This is a genomic window from Streptomyces qaidamensis (genome assembly GCF_001611795.1).
GTDB lineage: Bacteria > Actinomycetota > Actinomycetes > Streptomycetales > Streptomycetaceae > Streptomyces > Streptomyces qaidamensis.
Genome location: NZ_CP015098.1, coordinates 906,641 through 920,055, shown reverse-complemented (window position 1 = coordinate 920,055; position 13,415 = coordinate 906,641). Strand labels below are relative to the sequence as shown.

Sequence of the window (13,415 nt, the reverse complement as noted above, 5' to 3'; positions counted from 1 at the left end):
TAACGGTTGCCGAATCGCCGGACGTCAGCTCCGCTGCGATTGCTCCACCAGGCCGGATCTCCGCGCGCCGGCCCGGCGGTGGACGTCCCGGAGCTGACGTCCCGGAGCTGACGTCCGGGACCGTTCCGCTGCACCAGGTCGGGCTCCTCGCGATGGAACTCGCGCTCTCCGACGATGACTCGGCGCGGATCGTACCGGTCGACACGAACGTCGTCCTGCGGGCGGGCAAACCTTCTCGAGGATGCCGGGCAAGTGGGAACAGGTCGCAGCCGTGCTTCCGGCCCATCAGGCCGGCGACCGCGATGAACGCCTCCAGCGGGCAGTCGCCGGCGCCCGCCCTGGCCTGCCAGGGAGTGTCCAAGCGCGTCACCGGTTCCCGACGGCGACGACGGTGTTGGCGACGCCGAGGGCCAAGTGGTGGTGGGCGTAATTGCCGAGTCCGGTGGCCGGTCGAGGAGTTCGCGGTAGGCGCGCAGACGGTCGCGTACGCCGTCCATGGTGCGACGGGCCCCCGGAGTCGTGACGCGGACGCAGTGGGCGCCGTGTGAGTCCATCAGCTTGGCCCGGCGGCCAGTTCGGCGAGTCTGGCGACTGGGACCTCATCAGGAAGCCCGCCACATCCATGCCCAGCCCGCGGGCCGCGGCGATGTGCTGGGCGGAGATGTCGGCCTCGGTGCAGTGGGGACCACGCGCACGGAGCGGATGCCCGGCAAGAGGCCGGGCGCGGTGCCGGTGCCGGGCGGCAGCGGGGTGGGCGAGAGCCGGATCGCTATGCCGGTCACCTCTGCCTTCCTGAACCGTCGCTCTCGCATGTGTCACGCAGGCTCGACGGCTTGGCCGGGAGCTGTGTGGAAGATGTGCCGAGTAACTGATGCTCAGTATCAGATTGAGCCGCTGTTGTATTCTTTACTCATGACCGACTCCGCCCGCACCTCCGCCCAGTCCGCGACCAAACCCCCCAGCCTGCGGGAGCGTATGCGCGCGACGGTCCGGAAGGAAGTCGTCGAGGTCGCGCTCCGGCTCTTCGTCGAGCAGGGATTCGACCGGACGACCGTCGACCAGATCGCCGGTGAGGTCGGGCTGTCGCGTGCCAGCCTGTTCCGGTACTTCGGCACCAAAGAAGACATGGTCCTGCAGGGCTTGGATGAGACCGGCCGTCAGATCGCGGAGGCGTTCGCCGCCCGCCCCGACACCGAGCGTCCCTGGGAGGCGCTGCGCAGGGCGTTCGATGTCCTCACGCAGGCGAACGAGCAGGCGCCCGAGCAAGCGCTCAGCTATCTGCGCATGCTCCAGGAGACTCCGTCACTGCGCGCACGGCACTTCGAGAAGCAGCTGAGCTGGCAGGCGATGCTGGAGCCGGAGATCGCACGGCGGCTGGGCGTCAGCGCCGACCAGCCGGAGGAGGTCGGGCCGAACGCGCTTTCCGGGGCCGCGCTCGCCTGTCTGGATGCGGCCGCGACGGGCTGGGTGACCTGTGGGGGCGCCGTTCCCTTGGCCGTACTGCTCGACCGTGCTATGGGCACGCTGACGGAATAGTTTCACCAAGGCCTCCTGCCTCCTAAAGCCACAGGGGTAGGCGAGGGCTCGGACCGCCTGAAGGGGTGCGGCCTTCAGGAAACGCCGCGGTGGCGGTTCTCGATCCCCGTGGTGCTCGGCGCACCCGCGACTCGGCTGGTGGCCGGGTCGTCGGCGGCGAACCCTGTCCGCGCTCGGCCACCTCCGAGCGGATCCCGGCGATGCGCTGACCGACGGTCGCGGGTAGGGGAGGTGGCTCTCGACTTCCCGATGAACGCTTGGCGTTCTGCGCCGGGGCGTGGTTCGGGCGGCCTGCTGTTCCGGGGCAGCGCCAGCCCCCCCCCGGGCGCGGGCCCCAGCCACGTGGTTCAGGAAGCGGTGTCGTGTGCCCCGCCGAAGCCGAGGAGCGTGTTGAAGCGGGCTTCGGCCCGGTCGATCTCACCGAGCTGAGTGAGGATCGAGCCGGGGGTGGAGTCGCCGACCACCTTCTGCATCAGTGGGGTGCGGTCCAGGATCGCGTCCCGGATCGGTTGCAGAGCGCGCGGCGCGTGGTGGAAGACCTGCCCGAGGGCGTAGGCGTGCTGGGACTGCCGGGCGGTGTGCGGCTTGCGGGGGGTCTCGAAGGCGTCGAGTGCCTGGCGGACGGCGGCGTAGTCGCTCAGGTCCACCCCTGCCAGGCGGCGGCCGATGAAATAGCCGTCCTCGGTGGCCATACCGGCGCCGTACCCCGCGTACGGGGATGTGGGATGCGCGGCGTCGCCGACGAGAGTGGCGCGGCCCTTGGACCACTGCTTCAGCGGCTTGCGGTCGCGGATCACCCAGCGCTGAACGCGCGCGGGGTCGGTCGCGGCGATCAACTGGGGGAGCGGACGTGCGAAGCCCCGACCGAGACTGGTCGCGGTCGAGTGCAGGTCCCCGGTGAATTCCCGGCGTGCGTCGAACGCTTCGAGTACCCACCACTGGTGGCCGTCGCGTCCCTTGTCGCGGATGGCGGTCCAACTGCCCTGCACCGTGCGGGTGTGGGAGAGGACGCACATTCCGGGCTCGGTCTCGACGTTGTCGTCGAAGGTGTAGCCGCCGAAGATGTGCAGGTTGTGCTCGCGCTTGGGGCTGTCGCCCCACAGGGTGCGGCGGACCAGGGAATCGATGCCGTCCGCGCCGATCACGACGTCCGCCTCGTGGACTCGTCCGTCCGCGAGGTGCAGTCGAACACCACTCTCGTCCTGCTCGACGCGCTCCACCGTGTGGTCGACTCGCAGGACACCCTTGGGCAGCGCGTCGAGCAGCCGCTCGTACAGCTCGGGGCGCAGCAGGCCGACGAAGCCGCCGCCGTAGTCGCGGACCACCTGTTCCGGAAGGGCCGCGCGGACCCGGCGGCGCCCGCGGGCGTTGCGGAACTCGGATGTACAGGGCGCACCCAGGTCCTCGGTGTTCACTCCGAGCAGTCCGAGTGCCTTGATGGGTGGCGGCCACAGGTTGAGGATGTTGCCGGCGGGTCTGGCGTGCGGGTAGCGCTCGAACAGCACGACGTCGTGGCCGGCCTGGTGGACGGAGAGCGCGGCGGCCATGCCACCGGGCCCGGCGCCGATGACGGCGACGCGGCCGCGCTGGGCGGGAAGCTTCTTCATGGTGGGTTCCTCAGCCTCGGTCGTCGTTGACCTCGTGGATGGTGAGCGGGCAGGGCGTCGACGAGGGCGGCCGGTATGCCGGACGGGTCGAAGCCACCAACGGCGAGCGAGGCCCCGTCGCAGATGTCGGCTACCGCCTCGGCGGCGCTCGCGCTGACCTTGTTCACGTGCGGGTCCTTACAGCCGGAGGTCGGCCGGGGATCGAACGGAGGAGCCGGGCAGCACCGTCGACCAGCCGCCGTTGGCGACGAGACCCGCGCCGATATGCACTACGCCGCGCGGTTCACGGGCGTGTTCGCGGGCGCGTACGGGCGCCGGGGACGGCCACCGGTTCGGCCCCCTGTACCACGGTGTTGGAGACGGTGCCGATGCCCTCGACGGTGAGGGTGACGGTGTCGCCGGGCTTGAGCGGCGGCGGGTCCTGGCGGCCGCGTACGCCCCAGAGTTCGGCGAGACAGCCGCCGTTGCCGCAGGTGCCGGAGCCGAGGACGTCGCCGGGGCGTACCCGGGTGCCGCGGGAGGCGTATGCGGTCATCTCCTCGAAGGTCCAGCTCATGTTGGACAGCAGGTCCTTGCCGACGACCTCTCCGTTGATCTCGGCGGTCAGCGCCAGGCGCAGGAATCCGTCGCTGTCGCGGTAGGGCTCCAGCTCGTCCGCGGTGACGAGGTGGGGGCCGAGGGTGGTGGCGGTGTCCTTGCCCTTGCAGGGGCCGAGGCCGACCTGCATCTCGCGGGACTGGAGGTCACGCGCGGACCAGTCGTTGAAGATCGTGTAGCCGACGATGTGGTCGCGGGCCTGCTCGGGGGTGAGGTCGCGGCCCTCGCGGCCGATGACCGCGGCGACTTCGAGTTCGAAGTCCAGTGCCTGGCTGCCGGGCGGCACGGGGACGTCGTCGTGGGCGCCGATGACCGCGTAGGGGTTGGTGAAGTAGAAGGTGGGCGCGTCGTACCAGGCGTCCGGGGCGCCCGGGACGCCGTCGATGCTGCGTCGTACACCCTCGACGTGCTCCTCGAACGTGACGAAGTCGCGTACGGACGGCGGTTGGAGCGGCGGCAGCAATCGCACCTGGGAGACGTGCGGCCCGCGCGGCACGTCCAGGCTTGCGTTGCCCGCCTCGCGCAGCACCTCGGGACCGGCCTGGATCAGATCGAGAAGCGAGGCTCGGCCGGGGCAGGGGTAGAGGACACCGTCGTCCTCGACGGTGGCGAGACGGCTGCGGCCGTGCTGTTCGTACGTGGCGAAACGCATGGCATTCCTAGGGAGCTGGGAGGGTTGACACAGGCCGGGAGCCCGGCGGCATGGCACGGCGGGGGAGTGCGCCGAGCCCCCGGGGTCAGGGGGTCAGACCGGCGGAGCGACGAAGACGCCGCGGTCGACGTCGTTGAGCATCTCCTTGGCGACCATCTCGTTCATCGGGTTGGACGTGCCCCACTGGTCGGCGTTCTCGGGCTTCGTCAGGTCGTAGATGTGCGGGTGCCAGGTGTCCTCGTCCAGCTTTTCGAGCTCGGTGGTGTACTCCACGGTGTTGCCGTGCGGGTCGAGGAAGTACGTGAAGGTGTTGTCGCCCGCCATGTGCCGCCCGGGGCCCCAGATCTTGCGGGCGCCGGAGCGCATCACGCGGCCGGAGCCGCGCATGTACTCGTCGATGCCGCGCATCTCGAAGGAGAGGTGCTGCAGGGAGGTGTGCGGACCGCTGGCGATGGCCATGGAGTGGTGCTGGTTGCTGATCCGCATGAAGTGCATGACCTCGCCCATGTGCGGCAAGGTCATCGTGTCGGACAGCCGGAAGTCGAGGTGCTGCTCGTACCAGGCGCGGGTGGCGTTGATGTCGGGAGAGTTCAGGACGACGTGCGAGAGACGGACGGGGATGGACTCCTTCTCCTCGATACGACGGTGCCGACGTGCCTCGACGTCGGCCGAGACCTCGATGGTGCGGCCGTCGATGTCGAAGAAGCGGAAGCCGTAACCGCCGCCGGGGCTGTCGATCTTGCCCGGCTGGGAGATCAACCGCACTCCACCCGCGAGGAGTTGCTCGGCGAGTGTGTCCACGTCGGCGGGGTTCGCCGCGCCGTAGGAGATGAGGTCGAGGCGCTTCTCCTCGGCCTTGCGGAGCCGGACGATGTACTGCTCGGGGGAGCCCTCGGCGGCCAGGAAGGAGATACCGGAGTCCTCGGCGACCTTGGTCAGGCCCCAGACGCCGGCGTAGAAGTCGAGCTGCTTGTCGTAGTCGGGCACGGCGAGGTCGACGTGTCGCAGGTGGGTGAGCAGGCGGTTGGTCATGTCGGGCTCCTCAGGTGAGACGCAGCAGCGCTGCCGCGTTGCCGCCGCGTACGGCGTGGAAGTGGGGGTCGGGCAGGTCGATGACGTCGCGCAGAGCGCCGAGCGGGTCGTCGGTGCCCATGTCGAAGGGGAAGTCGGAGCCGAGCAGCACCCGGTCGGGGCCGGCCACCCGGATCAGCTCGCGCAGGACGTCCGGGTCGTGGACGAGGGAGTCGAAGTACAGCTGCTTGAGGTAGCTGCTGGGCGGGTACGCGCAGCCGCGGGTGTCGGTGCGGGCGAGCCAGGCGTGGTCGGAGCGGCCGATGTGGGTGGGCAGATAGCCGCCGCCGTGGGCGGCGACGATGCGCAGCCCCGGGTGCCGGTCCAGGACTCCGGAGAAGATCAGGTGGGACAGGGCGACGGCGTTCTCGGTCGGCTGGCCGACGGTGTTGGACAGGTACCACCGGTTGAGGCGCTCGTCGAGCGTGCAGCCGAAGGGGTGCAGGAAGAGGATCGCGCCGGTTTCCTCGGCCCGTGTCCAGAACGGTTCGTACGCGGGGTCCGACAGTTCGCGTCCCGGCGCGTGGCTCGATATCTCGACCCCGCGCAAGCCCAGGCCGAGGGCGTGCTCCAGGGCTTCGACGGCGAGGCCCGGGTGCTGGAGCGGGACGAGACCGAGGCCGTGCAGCCGCTGCGGGGCCTGGGCGATGTGCGCGGCCGTGCCCTCGTTGGCCAGTTCCCACACCGTACGGGCCAGGTCCTCGTCGGCCCAGTAGTGGTAGTGCGACGGAGACGGTGAGACCAGCTGGACGTCGATCCCGGAGGCGTCCATCGCGGCGAGCCGGGCCTTGACGTCGGTCAGTTTCGGGAAGCGGTCGCGGAACATCGGGCCGCTGACGGCGATGGCCTCGGGGCCGTTGCGGCGGGCGTCGAGATCGCGGGCCGCGGCCAGCCCGGGGTGTCCGGCGACGGCGTCCTCGACCGGCGGCAGCAGGACGTGCGCGTGGACGTCGATCGTGGCGCTGTTCCGGGGACCCACGGGGTTCGCGGAGTTCACGGGGTCTCCATCAGGACGGACATCGTGCGGCCCATCAGACCGGGTGCGTCGGCGTCACGGACGCCGTCCAGCTGCCACTGACCGAGTTGCACGGACGCTTCGACCACCATGCGGACACGGTCGATACGGCGTTCGTAGAAGCCGGTCAGCAGGGCGTCGAGGGAACTCCAGTCCTGCTCCCCGCCCAGCATCTCGGCCAGGACGGAGGCGTCCTCCAGCGACATGGCCGCGCCCTGGGCGAGCGTGGGGGGACAGACATGGGCCGCGTCACCGATCAGGACGACCCGCCCGCGGTGCCAGGAGCCCTCGACGAGCAGCCGCTCGAACCAGGTGTAGTTGACCTCGGCGGAGTCGGTGATGCTCGCGGCGATCTCCGGCCACGCACCTCCGTAGGGCGCGGCCAGCCGCCGCATCTCGTCCGCGTACGAGGCCGGGTCGATGGAGGCGCGGTCGCGGTTGGCCTCGACGAGATAGGCGTAGATGGTGTTCTTGCTGGTCGGGCAGTAGCCGGCGATGTAGCACGGTCCGCCGTAGGCCAGGGTCATGCGCTCCACGTTCTCGGGGCGGGGCACGGGGACGCGCCAGATGGCCATGCCGGTCGGTTCGGGCTTGTCGCTGATGCCGATCATGGCGCGCGTGCGGGAGCCGACGCCGTCGGCGGCGATGACAAGGTCGTAGCGGCTCTCGGTGCCGTCGCCGAACCGGGCGGTGACGCCGGACGCGTCCTGGACCAGTTCCTCGGCGGTGGTGCCGAGGCGTACCGCCGCGCCGCTCTCGAGGACGGCCTCACACAGAATCTCCTGGAGCCGGGGCCGCTGCATGCCGAAGATCGGGGGCAGGTCGTCCCCACCGGTGCGGAAGTCCTGCTGGACGTGGAACACGGTCCCGTCGGGCGCGGCCATGCCGACGGCGTCGACGGCGTAGCCGCTCTCCCGGACCCTGTCCCACACGCCCACTTCGCGCAGCACGCGCAGCGCGTTGCCCTGGAGGGTGATGCCGGAGCCGAGCACGTTCCAGTCGGGCTTGGCCTCGATCAGTTCCACGGCGATGCCCGCCCGCCGCAGCAGCACGGTCACGGCGTTGCCGGACGCGCCGCCGCCTATGACGAGGACGGTGCGGGGGCGGGTGTCGTTCATGGGTTCTCCCTGAGATGGTGCCGCGCGACTTCGAGCGGCGGAGATGGTCTTGCGGGCCGGGCCGGCGAGGGTGGCGTAGCCGTCCGGGCGCGGCCCGCCCGGCCGTCCAGGGCGTTACATGACGGCGATGGGATTCACCGGTGAGCCGACGGACCCGGTGATGGGCAGTGGCGCGGCGGTGAGCCAGAACTCGTACCGGCCGTCGGAGGCGCAATGTGCGGCGAGGGCGTCGAGGTCCCACATCTCCCCGATGAGCAGACCGATATGGGGGATGGCGACCTGGTGCAGCGGCTGGAAGGCGTGGTCGAACTCGTTGGGCCGCACCTCGAAGCCCCAGGTGTCGGTGGCGATCCCGGCGATCTCGCTCCGGTGCAGCCAGCCGGCCGTGCTGAAGCTCAGCCCCGGCGCCGGTCCGCCCGCGTAGTCGCCCCAGCCTTCGTGACGGGCGCGGGCCAGCCGTCCGGTGCGCACGAGGACCAGGTCACCACGCCCGACGGTCACGCCGTGCGCCTCGGCTGTTGCGGTCAGGTGGTCCTCGGTGATGGCGAAGCCGTCGGGCAGTTCGCCGTCCTGACCGATGACCAGGCCCACGTCGAGGAGGACGCCCCGCCCGGCGACGTGCGGAGCCATGTGCTCGATGCCGGTGACCAGGTCGCCTTCGCAGGTGACGACCTTCTCCGCCGGGCGGCCGTTCCACGCCTTGCCGTGGTCGAAGATGTGCCCGAGCCCGTCCCATTGGGTGGAGCACTGCAAGGGCATGGCGATCACGTCGTCGGCGCCACCGAAACCGTGCGGGAAGCCCTGGCCGCCCAGAGCGGCGTCGGTGCCGGTGGCGAGCATCGTGTGCACCGGGTTCGTACGCCGCCGCCAGCCCTTCTGCGGGCCGTCCATGTCGAAGGCCTGTGACAGGGAGAAGCTGACGCCGTCGCGGATCAGGGCCGCGCCCTCGCGGCGCTTGGCCTCGTCGAGGAAGTTGAGCGTGCCGAGCACGTCGTCCTCGCCCCAGCGGCCCCAGTTCGAGTACGCCTTGGCGGCTTCGGCGATCGCCGCCTCGGGATCGGTACGGTCGATACGGTCGGCGCTCATCTGGCTCATCGGGTCTTCTCCGCGACACAGCGGGTGTGCTGGGCGCCGAGCCCGGTGACCGAGCCGTCCATCACGTCGCCGTCGCGCAGCAGCCGGCCCCAGTGGATGCCGTTGCCGGCCGGGCTGCCGGTGAGGACCATGTCGCCGGGGAGCAGTCGGGCGGTCTGGGAGATGTACGAGACCAACCGTGCGACGCCGAAGACCATGTCGCTGGTGGACTCGTCCTGCATGGTCTCGCCGTTGAGTTTCAGGGTGACCTGCAGGTCGGACGGGTCCGCGACGGAGCCGGCCGGGACGATCCAGGGGCCGAGCGGGGTGAAGCCGGGGGCGTTCTTGCTGCGCAGCCAGTCGGTGCCGATCGGGGGCATGTCCCGGCGGAAGACGCTCGCGCGGTCGGTCAGGTCGTTGGCGATGGTGTAGCCCGCGACGTACTCCAGCGCCTCCTCCACGGTGACCCGGTAGGCGGGGCGGGAGATCACCGCGGCCAATTCCAGCTCCCAGTCGGGCTTCTCGGCCCAAGCGGGCAGCACCACGTCGTCGTAGGGACCGCTGATCGTGGTCGGCAGGCCGATGAAGACGTACGGGAGGTCCTCGGCGGCCCGCTTGTCCATGACCGCCGCGACCTCGGCGCGGGCCTCCTCGACGGTGCCCGGGGCGTCCGGGGCGCGGTGTGCGACCGCCAGGTCGATCACGTGCTGCCGGTAGTTGGCGCCGGACTGGAAGATCTGCCGGGGCTCGACGGGCGCGTGCACGGTCATCTCCGCCAGCGGCCGCCAGTCGCGCGTCGAGTCCCCGGCGAGGGTGTGCAGGCGTGGCAGTTCCTCGCCCCAGCGCTCCAGGAGCGCGAGCGTGGTCAACGCGGGTGAATCCAGTGCCGTACGCAGGTCGAGCACCTGGCCGTCCGGAGCCACCAGGCCGGGGAACCTTGTCCCGCCCGGTGCCGAGAGGGTGCCGATGGCGAACGGTCCGGAGAAGGGGGTGAAGAGTTGCGACGCGGCTGCGGATGTCACGGAGATTTCCTCCCGATTGCGGTGCCACTAATCTGGCCCGTAGATTGCAATCAGGGAAATCGATTCCCTGTATATGAGAATCCAGCCGGTGAATACCGACGTACCGGCTCCGGAATTGGGATGCGTCGTGAACCTGGCCAGCCTGGACCTCAACCTCGTCGTTGCCCTGCGCGCCCTCCTGCAGGAGCGCAACGTCACCAGGGCCGGCCGGCGCATCGGGCTCAGTCAACCCGCCATGAGCGCGGCCCTGGCCCGGCTGCGCCGCCACTTCGACGACGACCTGCTCGCCCGGGTGGGCGGAGGGTACGAACTGACCGCCCTCGGGCAGGCCCTCCTCGACCGAACCACCACCGCATGCGACCTGCTGGAGCGCGTCTTCGCCAGCCAGGCCGAATTCGATCCCTCCCGCGAGGAGCACGAGTTCACGCTGATCGCCTCGGACTATGCGGTTGCCGTCTTCGGCGCCGAGCTCGCCCGCACCGTCCAAGCCGAGGCACCAGGCATCCGGCTGAGGTTCAAGCAGGTACCGAACGAAATCATCGACAATACCGGGCCGCTGCTCAGCACCGTGGACGGGCTACTGCTGCCCCACGGCATCATTCGAGGCTTCCCCACGGTCGAGCTCTACCAGGACAGCTGGGTCTTCCTCGTCGCCGACGACAACCCCGAGGTCGGCGAGCAGCTGACCCTCGACGATCTGGCCCGACTGCCGTGGGTGACGTACCAACGTGCCTACGACGCCCCCGCCGCCCGCCAGATCGCCACGCTCGGCATCGAGCCGCGCGTGGCGGTCTCGGTCGACAGTTTCCAGCTGATGCCACTCCTGGTCGCGGGCACCCGCCGGGTAGCTCTCCTTCAGAGGCGTCTCGCCGACGAGCTGGACGGACTCGCACACGTCCGCATCATGGAACCGCCCTATGACGCCGTGCCGATCCAGCAGGCCTTGTGGTGGCATCCGGTACACCTGCACGACGCGGCGCACATGTGGCTGCGGGAGACGACGGCCCGGGTCGCCGAGGCCGTGGAGGCGGGGCGGGCGACGATCTGCAGTCCGCCGAGTTGAGGGTCAGGTCGGCGCGAGGCCGGGCCGGGGCCCGGCCCCCCTCCGCGTCTCCCGCTCCCGCGCCGCCGCCCACTGCCTCAGAGGTCGCAGCTGGAAGGCCTGTACCGGGGGTTGCACTGTTGCGGAGATCAACGCGCGCGCCTCCTCCTCTCGCACGGCGAGATCCTTCTCCAGCCATCGGGCAGCAACTGCGGCCAGATACCGCACCGGCCGCCCATGCGCCAACAGCACACTGACGGTGTCGGCGTGGCCCGCTGCTCGGGGTCCTTGGTCAGACAGGACCCCAGGAGCGGGACCAGGGGCGCCGGAACGCCGTCGACGTTCGGCTCCTGGTGCACGATGCGGTAGAGCAGCACCGTGGGCGAGAACTCGCCGTTCGGGCTGGAGAACGGGCCCCGACCTGTCGCCGCGTACACCAGTACCGCGGCCAGCGAGAAGACGTCACCCGGCGCACCCGATTCCCCGGCACTCACCTGCTCCGGCGCCAGGTAGCCGGGAGAACCGATCACACCGCCGGTCCTCGTGTGACGCGTGTCCTCCCTCGCGCGCGATCCCGAAATCGATGAGCAGAGGACTACGGCGGCCCAACAGCACATGGGACGGTTTGACATCTCGGTGGGCCGGCCCCGCCCCGTGTACCGCTGCCAGCGCCCCGAAGAGCTCGGCTGCCAACGAGTGCTCTGATCCACTTTCGATACAGACCCTGGGGCGTGTCCGCAGGATGGCGGCGTAGTCAGCCTCAACCCAAGCGGCCCCGGCCGGCCCGGAACGCGGCCCGACCGGGTCAGCGCCTGGCGCCTTGCCGGTGCCGCTCGCGGAGCCGGGCCCCGGCCGACCGGGGGCCGGCCCGCGGCCCGGCCCCCGGTGGTGGATGCGGCGCGCCTACTGGGCCATCTCGTACGTGCCGGACAGCGCCTCGACCCGCTGCCAGACTCGCTCCGTGCGCGCCTCGTCGACGACCGGCCGCCGGACCGAGGCCAGCGCCCACTCTTGCTGCTGCTCGGTTGCCGAGTCCTTGCCGTGCAGTTCGACGGCGTGCCCGGAGAAGTCCCGTACGAGCACGGCGAAGAGTTCGTCGAGTACGTCCTCGTCGAGTCCGGTCAAGCGGGCCTGCTCCAGGACGAGCTGCCCGTGCACGACGAGCGCGAAGAGCTGGCCGATCGAGAGGACGAGGTCGAGGTCGCGGCTCTGCTCCGCGTCGGGGGCGGCCGCGGCGACGAACTCGCAGAGCGCGTCGGCCTGTTCGCGCAGGCGAGCGACGTTGGGCAGATGCGCGTACGCCTCGAAGGCCGGGCGCCAGTCGTGGAAGCGCACTGAGCCCAGGCCTCGGGCCGGTCCCTGCCGGAACAGGAAGTCGTCGTCGGCCGCGTCGAGACGGGTAGGCACACCCGGGTACTCGGCCGGGTCGAGGAGATGGTTGCGCATGAACTTCAAGATCAGCGCCAGGTTGACGTGGACCGTGCCCTCCAGCTTCGGCAGGCCCCGGATCTCCACGGCCGCCTGGCTGAAGTAGTTGTCCTTCTCGAAGCCCTTGGCGGCGATGACGTCCCACATCAGGTCGATGACCTTCTCGCCCTCCGTGGTCACCTTCATCTTCGTCATCGGGTTGAAGAGCAGGTAGCGGCGGTCGTCCGGGCCGGCGGAGCGGAAGTAGTCGACAGCGCGGTCGCTGAACAGCTTCATGCCGACGAGCCTGACGTATGCGTCGGTCAGCTCGCGTCGCACGTGCGGGAAGGCGGTGACGGGGCGGCCGTAGAGGACACGGTTGTGGGCGTGGGTGACGGCCTCGTACATCGCGTGCTCGCAGATGCCGATCGAGGCGGTGCACAGGTTGAACTTGCCGACGTTGACCGTGTTCAGGGCGGCGTCGAAGGCCGCGCGGCCGGTGTGCAGGACGTCATCGGACGTCACGGGATAGTCGTCCAGGCGGAACTCGCTGACGAACTTGGACGAGTCGACGACGTTCTTGACCAGGTGGTAGGCCGGATGACGGCTGTCGGCGGCGAAGAACACGTAGCCGTCGGGGCCCTCGACGTCGGTACGACGGCCGAAGACGGAGACGAGTCCGGCGGCGTTGCCGTTGCCGATGTAGTACTTGGAGCCAGTGGCGCGGAAGCCGCCGTCGCCGTCGGGCTCGAGCAGCATGTCGGTGGAGTAGATGTCGGCGCCGTGGGCCTTCTCGGACAGGCCGAACGCGAACACCTCTCCCTGCGCAAGGAGTTCTGCGGCGCGGGCACGGGCGGCGGCGTTGTCGCTCTGCCAGACCGGGCCGAGGCCGAGGATGGTGACCTGCCATGCGTACCAGTAGTCCAGGCCGTAGAAACCGAGGATCTCGTTGAGCGCGGCGATGCGGGCGGTGTCCCACCGCTTGTCCGGCTGCCCCTCTCCCGCAGCGGACGACGGCGTCAGAAATGTGGCGAACAGGCTCTCCTTCGCGGCGAAGGCGAGGAAGTCACCGAGCCAGGCGCGGGACCGGTAGTCCTCGATGAGCTGCCGCTTCCCGCGCTGCTCGAACCAGTCGACGGTGGCACGCAGCAAGCGGCGGGTCTCGGGGTCGAAGTGCGCGGGGTCGTAGGTGCGCGGGTTGAAGAGCAGTTGGTCAGCCATGGTGAGGGCCCCTTTCGGCTGGTGGACGGATGGGAATCGAGAGGTAGGGCTGC

Annotated in this window: 11 protein-coding genes and 2 pseudogenes; 2 read left to right on the top strand and 11 right to left on the bottom strand. The window is 70.2% G+C overall.

Translation table 11 applies throughout. From position 1 onward, the window contains the following. Window positions 1-250: 250 nt before the first annotated feature. A pseudogene (locus A4E84_RS44270) lies at window positions 251-782 on the bottom strand (4-hydroxy-2-oxovalerate aldolase); the annotation flags it as partial. A 130-nt stretch (window positions 783-912) separates the two neighbouring features. On the opposite strand from A4E84_RS44270, the gene A4E84_RS04090 reads away from it, so the two are divergent. Further along, the gene (locus A4E84_RS04090) at window positions 913-1,536 is read left to right on the top strand and encodes a TetR/AcrR family transcriptional regulator (RefSeq protein ID WP_062925223.1); all 624 of its coding nucleotides are present in this window, start codon (window positions 913-915) and stop codon (window positions 1,534-1,536) included. 347 nt (window positions 1,537-1,883) lie between these two features. On the opposite strand, the gene A4E84_RS04085 is transcribed toward A4E84_RS04090, so the two are convergent. The 8 genes and pseudogenes from A4E84_RS04085 to A4E84_RS04055 all read right to left on the bottom strand — a co-directional run bounded on the left by A4E84_RS04085 (window position 1,884) and on the right by A4E84_RS04055 (window position 9,698). Continuing rightward, entirely contained in the window at window positions 1,884-3,143 is a 1,260-nt protein-coding gene (locus A4E84_RS04085) for an FAD-dependent oxidoreductase (RefSeq protein WP_062925222.1), read from the bottom strand. A 50-nt stretch (window positions 3,144-3,193) separates the two neighbouring features. Beyond that, window positions 3,194-3,310, bottom strand: a pseudogene (locus A4E84_RS42015) (CoA-transferase); the annotation flags it as partial. 116 nt (window positions 3,311-3,426) lie between these two features. Beyond that, complete coding sequence (locus A4E84_RS04080; RefSeq protein ID WP_062925221.1) at window positions 3,427-4,392, bottom strand: fumarylacetoacetate hydrolase family protein; 966 nt, start codon at window positions 4,390-4,392, stop codon at window positions 3,427-3,429. 93 nt (window positions 4,393-4,485) lie between these two features. Next, on the bottom strand, window positions 4,486-5,424 hold the full coding sequence (locus tag A4E84_RS04075) for a VOC family protein (RefSeq protein ID WP_062925220.1): 939 nt from the start codon (window positions 5,422-5,424) through the stop codon (window positions 4,486-4,488). Between the two features lie 10 nt (window positions 5,425-5,434). Next, window positions 5,435-6,460 carry an amidohydrolase family protein gene (locus A4E84_RS04070; protein ID WP_062925219.1) on the bottom strand — a complete coding sequence of 342 codons (1,026 nt, stop codon included), beginning with the start codon at window positions 6,458-6,460 and terminating at the stop codon, window positions 5,435-5,437. After that, on the bottom strand, window positions 6,457-7,596 hold the full coding sequence (locus tag A4E84_RS04065) for an FAD-dependent oxidoreductase (protein WP_062925218.1): 1,140 nt from the start codon (window positions 7,594-7,596) through the stop codon (window positions 6,457-6,459). The genes A4E84_RS04070 and A4E84_RS04065 overlap by 4 nt, the downstream gene beginning before the upstream one ends. 114 nt (window positions 7,597-7,710) lie before the next feature. Then, window positions 7,711-8,682, bottom strand: a complete 972-nt coding sequence (locus tag A4E84_RS04060; RefSeq protein ID WP_062931289.1) for a cyclase family protein — start codon at window positions 8,680-8,682, stop codon at window positions 7,711-7,713. 5 nt (window positions 8,683-8,687) lie between these two features. After that, window positions 8,688-9,698, bottom strand: a complete 1,011-nt coding sequence (locus tag A4E84_RS04055; RefSeq protein WP_062925217.1) for a fumarylacetoacetate hydrolase family protein — start codon at window positions 9,696-9,698, stop codon at window positions 8,688-8,690. 121 nt (window positions 9,699-9,819) lie between these two features. Between A4E84_RS04055 and A4E84_RS04050 the strand changes: the two genes are divergently transcribed. Beyond that, window positions 9,820-10,755, top strand: coding sequence for a LysR family transcriptional regulator (locus tag A4E84_RS04050; protein WP_062925216.1), 936 nt, complete (start codon window positions 9,820-9,822; stop codon window positions 10,753-10,755). A 128-nt stretch (window positions 10,756-10,883) separates the two neighbouring features. Here the strand turns inward: A4E84_RS04050 and A4E84_RS45430 are convergent, their stop codons facing one another. Together A4E84_RS45430 and A4E84_RS04040 are read right to left on the bottom strand one after the other, a co-directional pair. Next, the gene (locus A4E84_RS45430; RefSeq protein ID WP_062925215.1) at window positions 10,884-11,264 is read right to left on the bottom strand and encodes a protein kinase domain-containing protein; all 381 of its coding nucleotides are present in this window, start codon (window positions 11,262-11,264) and stop codon (window positions 10,884-10,886) included. Window positions 11,265-11,637: 373 nt separating this feature from the next. Next, window positions 11,638-13,362, bottom strand: coding sequence for an acyl-CoA dehydrogenase family protein (locus A4E84_RS04040; protein WP_062925214.1), 1,725 nt, complete (start codon window positions 13,360-13,362; stop codon window positions 11,638-11,640). Between the last annotated feature and the right edge of the window lie 53 nt (window positions 13,363-13,415).

Coding starts and splice junctions, on each gene's coding strand:
- A4E84_RS04060 (WP_062931289.1), bottom strand. CDS start 8,682: ATGAGCGCCGACCGTATCGACCGTACCGATCCCGAGGCGGCGATCGCC.
- A4E84_RS04085 (WP_062925222.1), bottom strand. CDS start 3,143: ATGAAGAAGCTTCCCGCCCAGCGCGGCCGCGTCGCCGTCATCGGCGCC.
- A4E84_RS04075 (WP_062925220.1), bottom strand. CDS start 5,424: ATGACCAACCGCCTGCTCACCCACCTGCGACACGTCGACCTCGCCGTG.
- A4E84_RS04080 (WP_062925221.1), bottom strand. CDS start 4,392: ATGCGTTTCGCCACGTACGAACAGCACGGCCGCAGCCGTCTCGCCACC.
- A4E84_RS04040 (WP_062925214.1), bottom strand. CDS start 13,362: ATGGCTGACCAACTGCTCTTCAACCCGCGCACCTACGACCCCGCGCAC.
- A4E84_RS04090 (WP_062925223.1), top strand. CDS start 913: ATGACCGACTCCGCCCGCACCTCCGCCCAGTCCGCGACCAAACCCCCC.
- A4E84_RS04065 (WP_062925218.1), bottom strand. CDS start 7,596: ATGAACGACACCCGCCCCCGCACCGTCCTCGTCATAGGCGGCGGCGCG.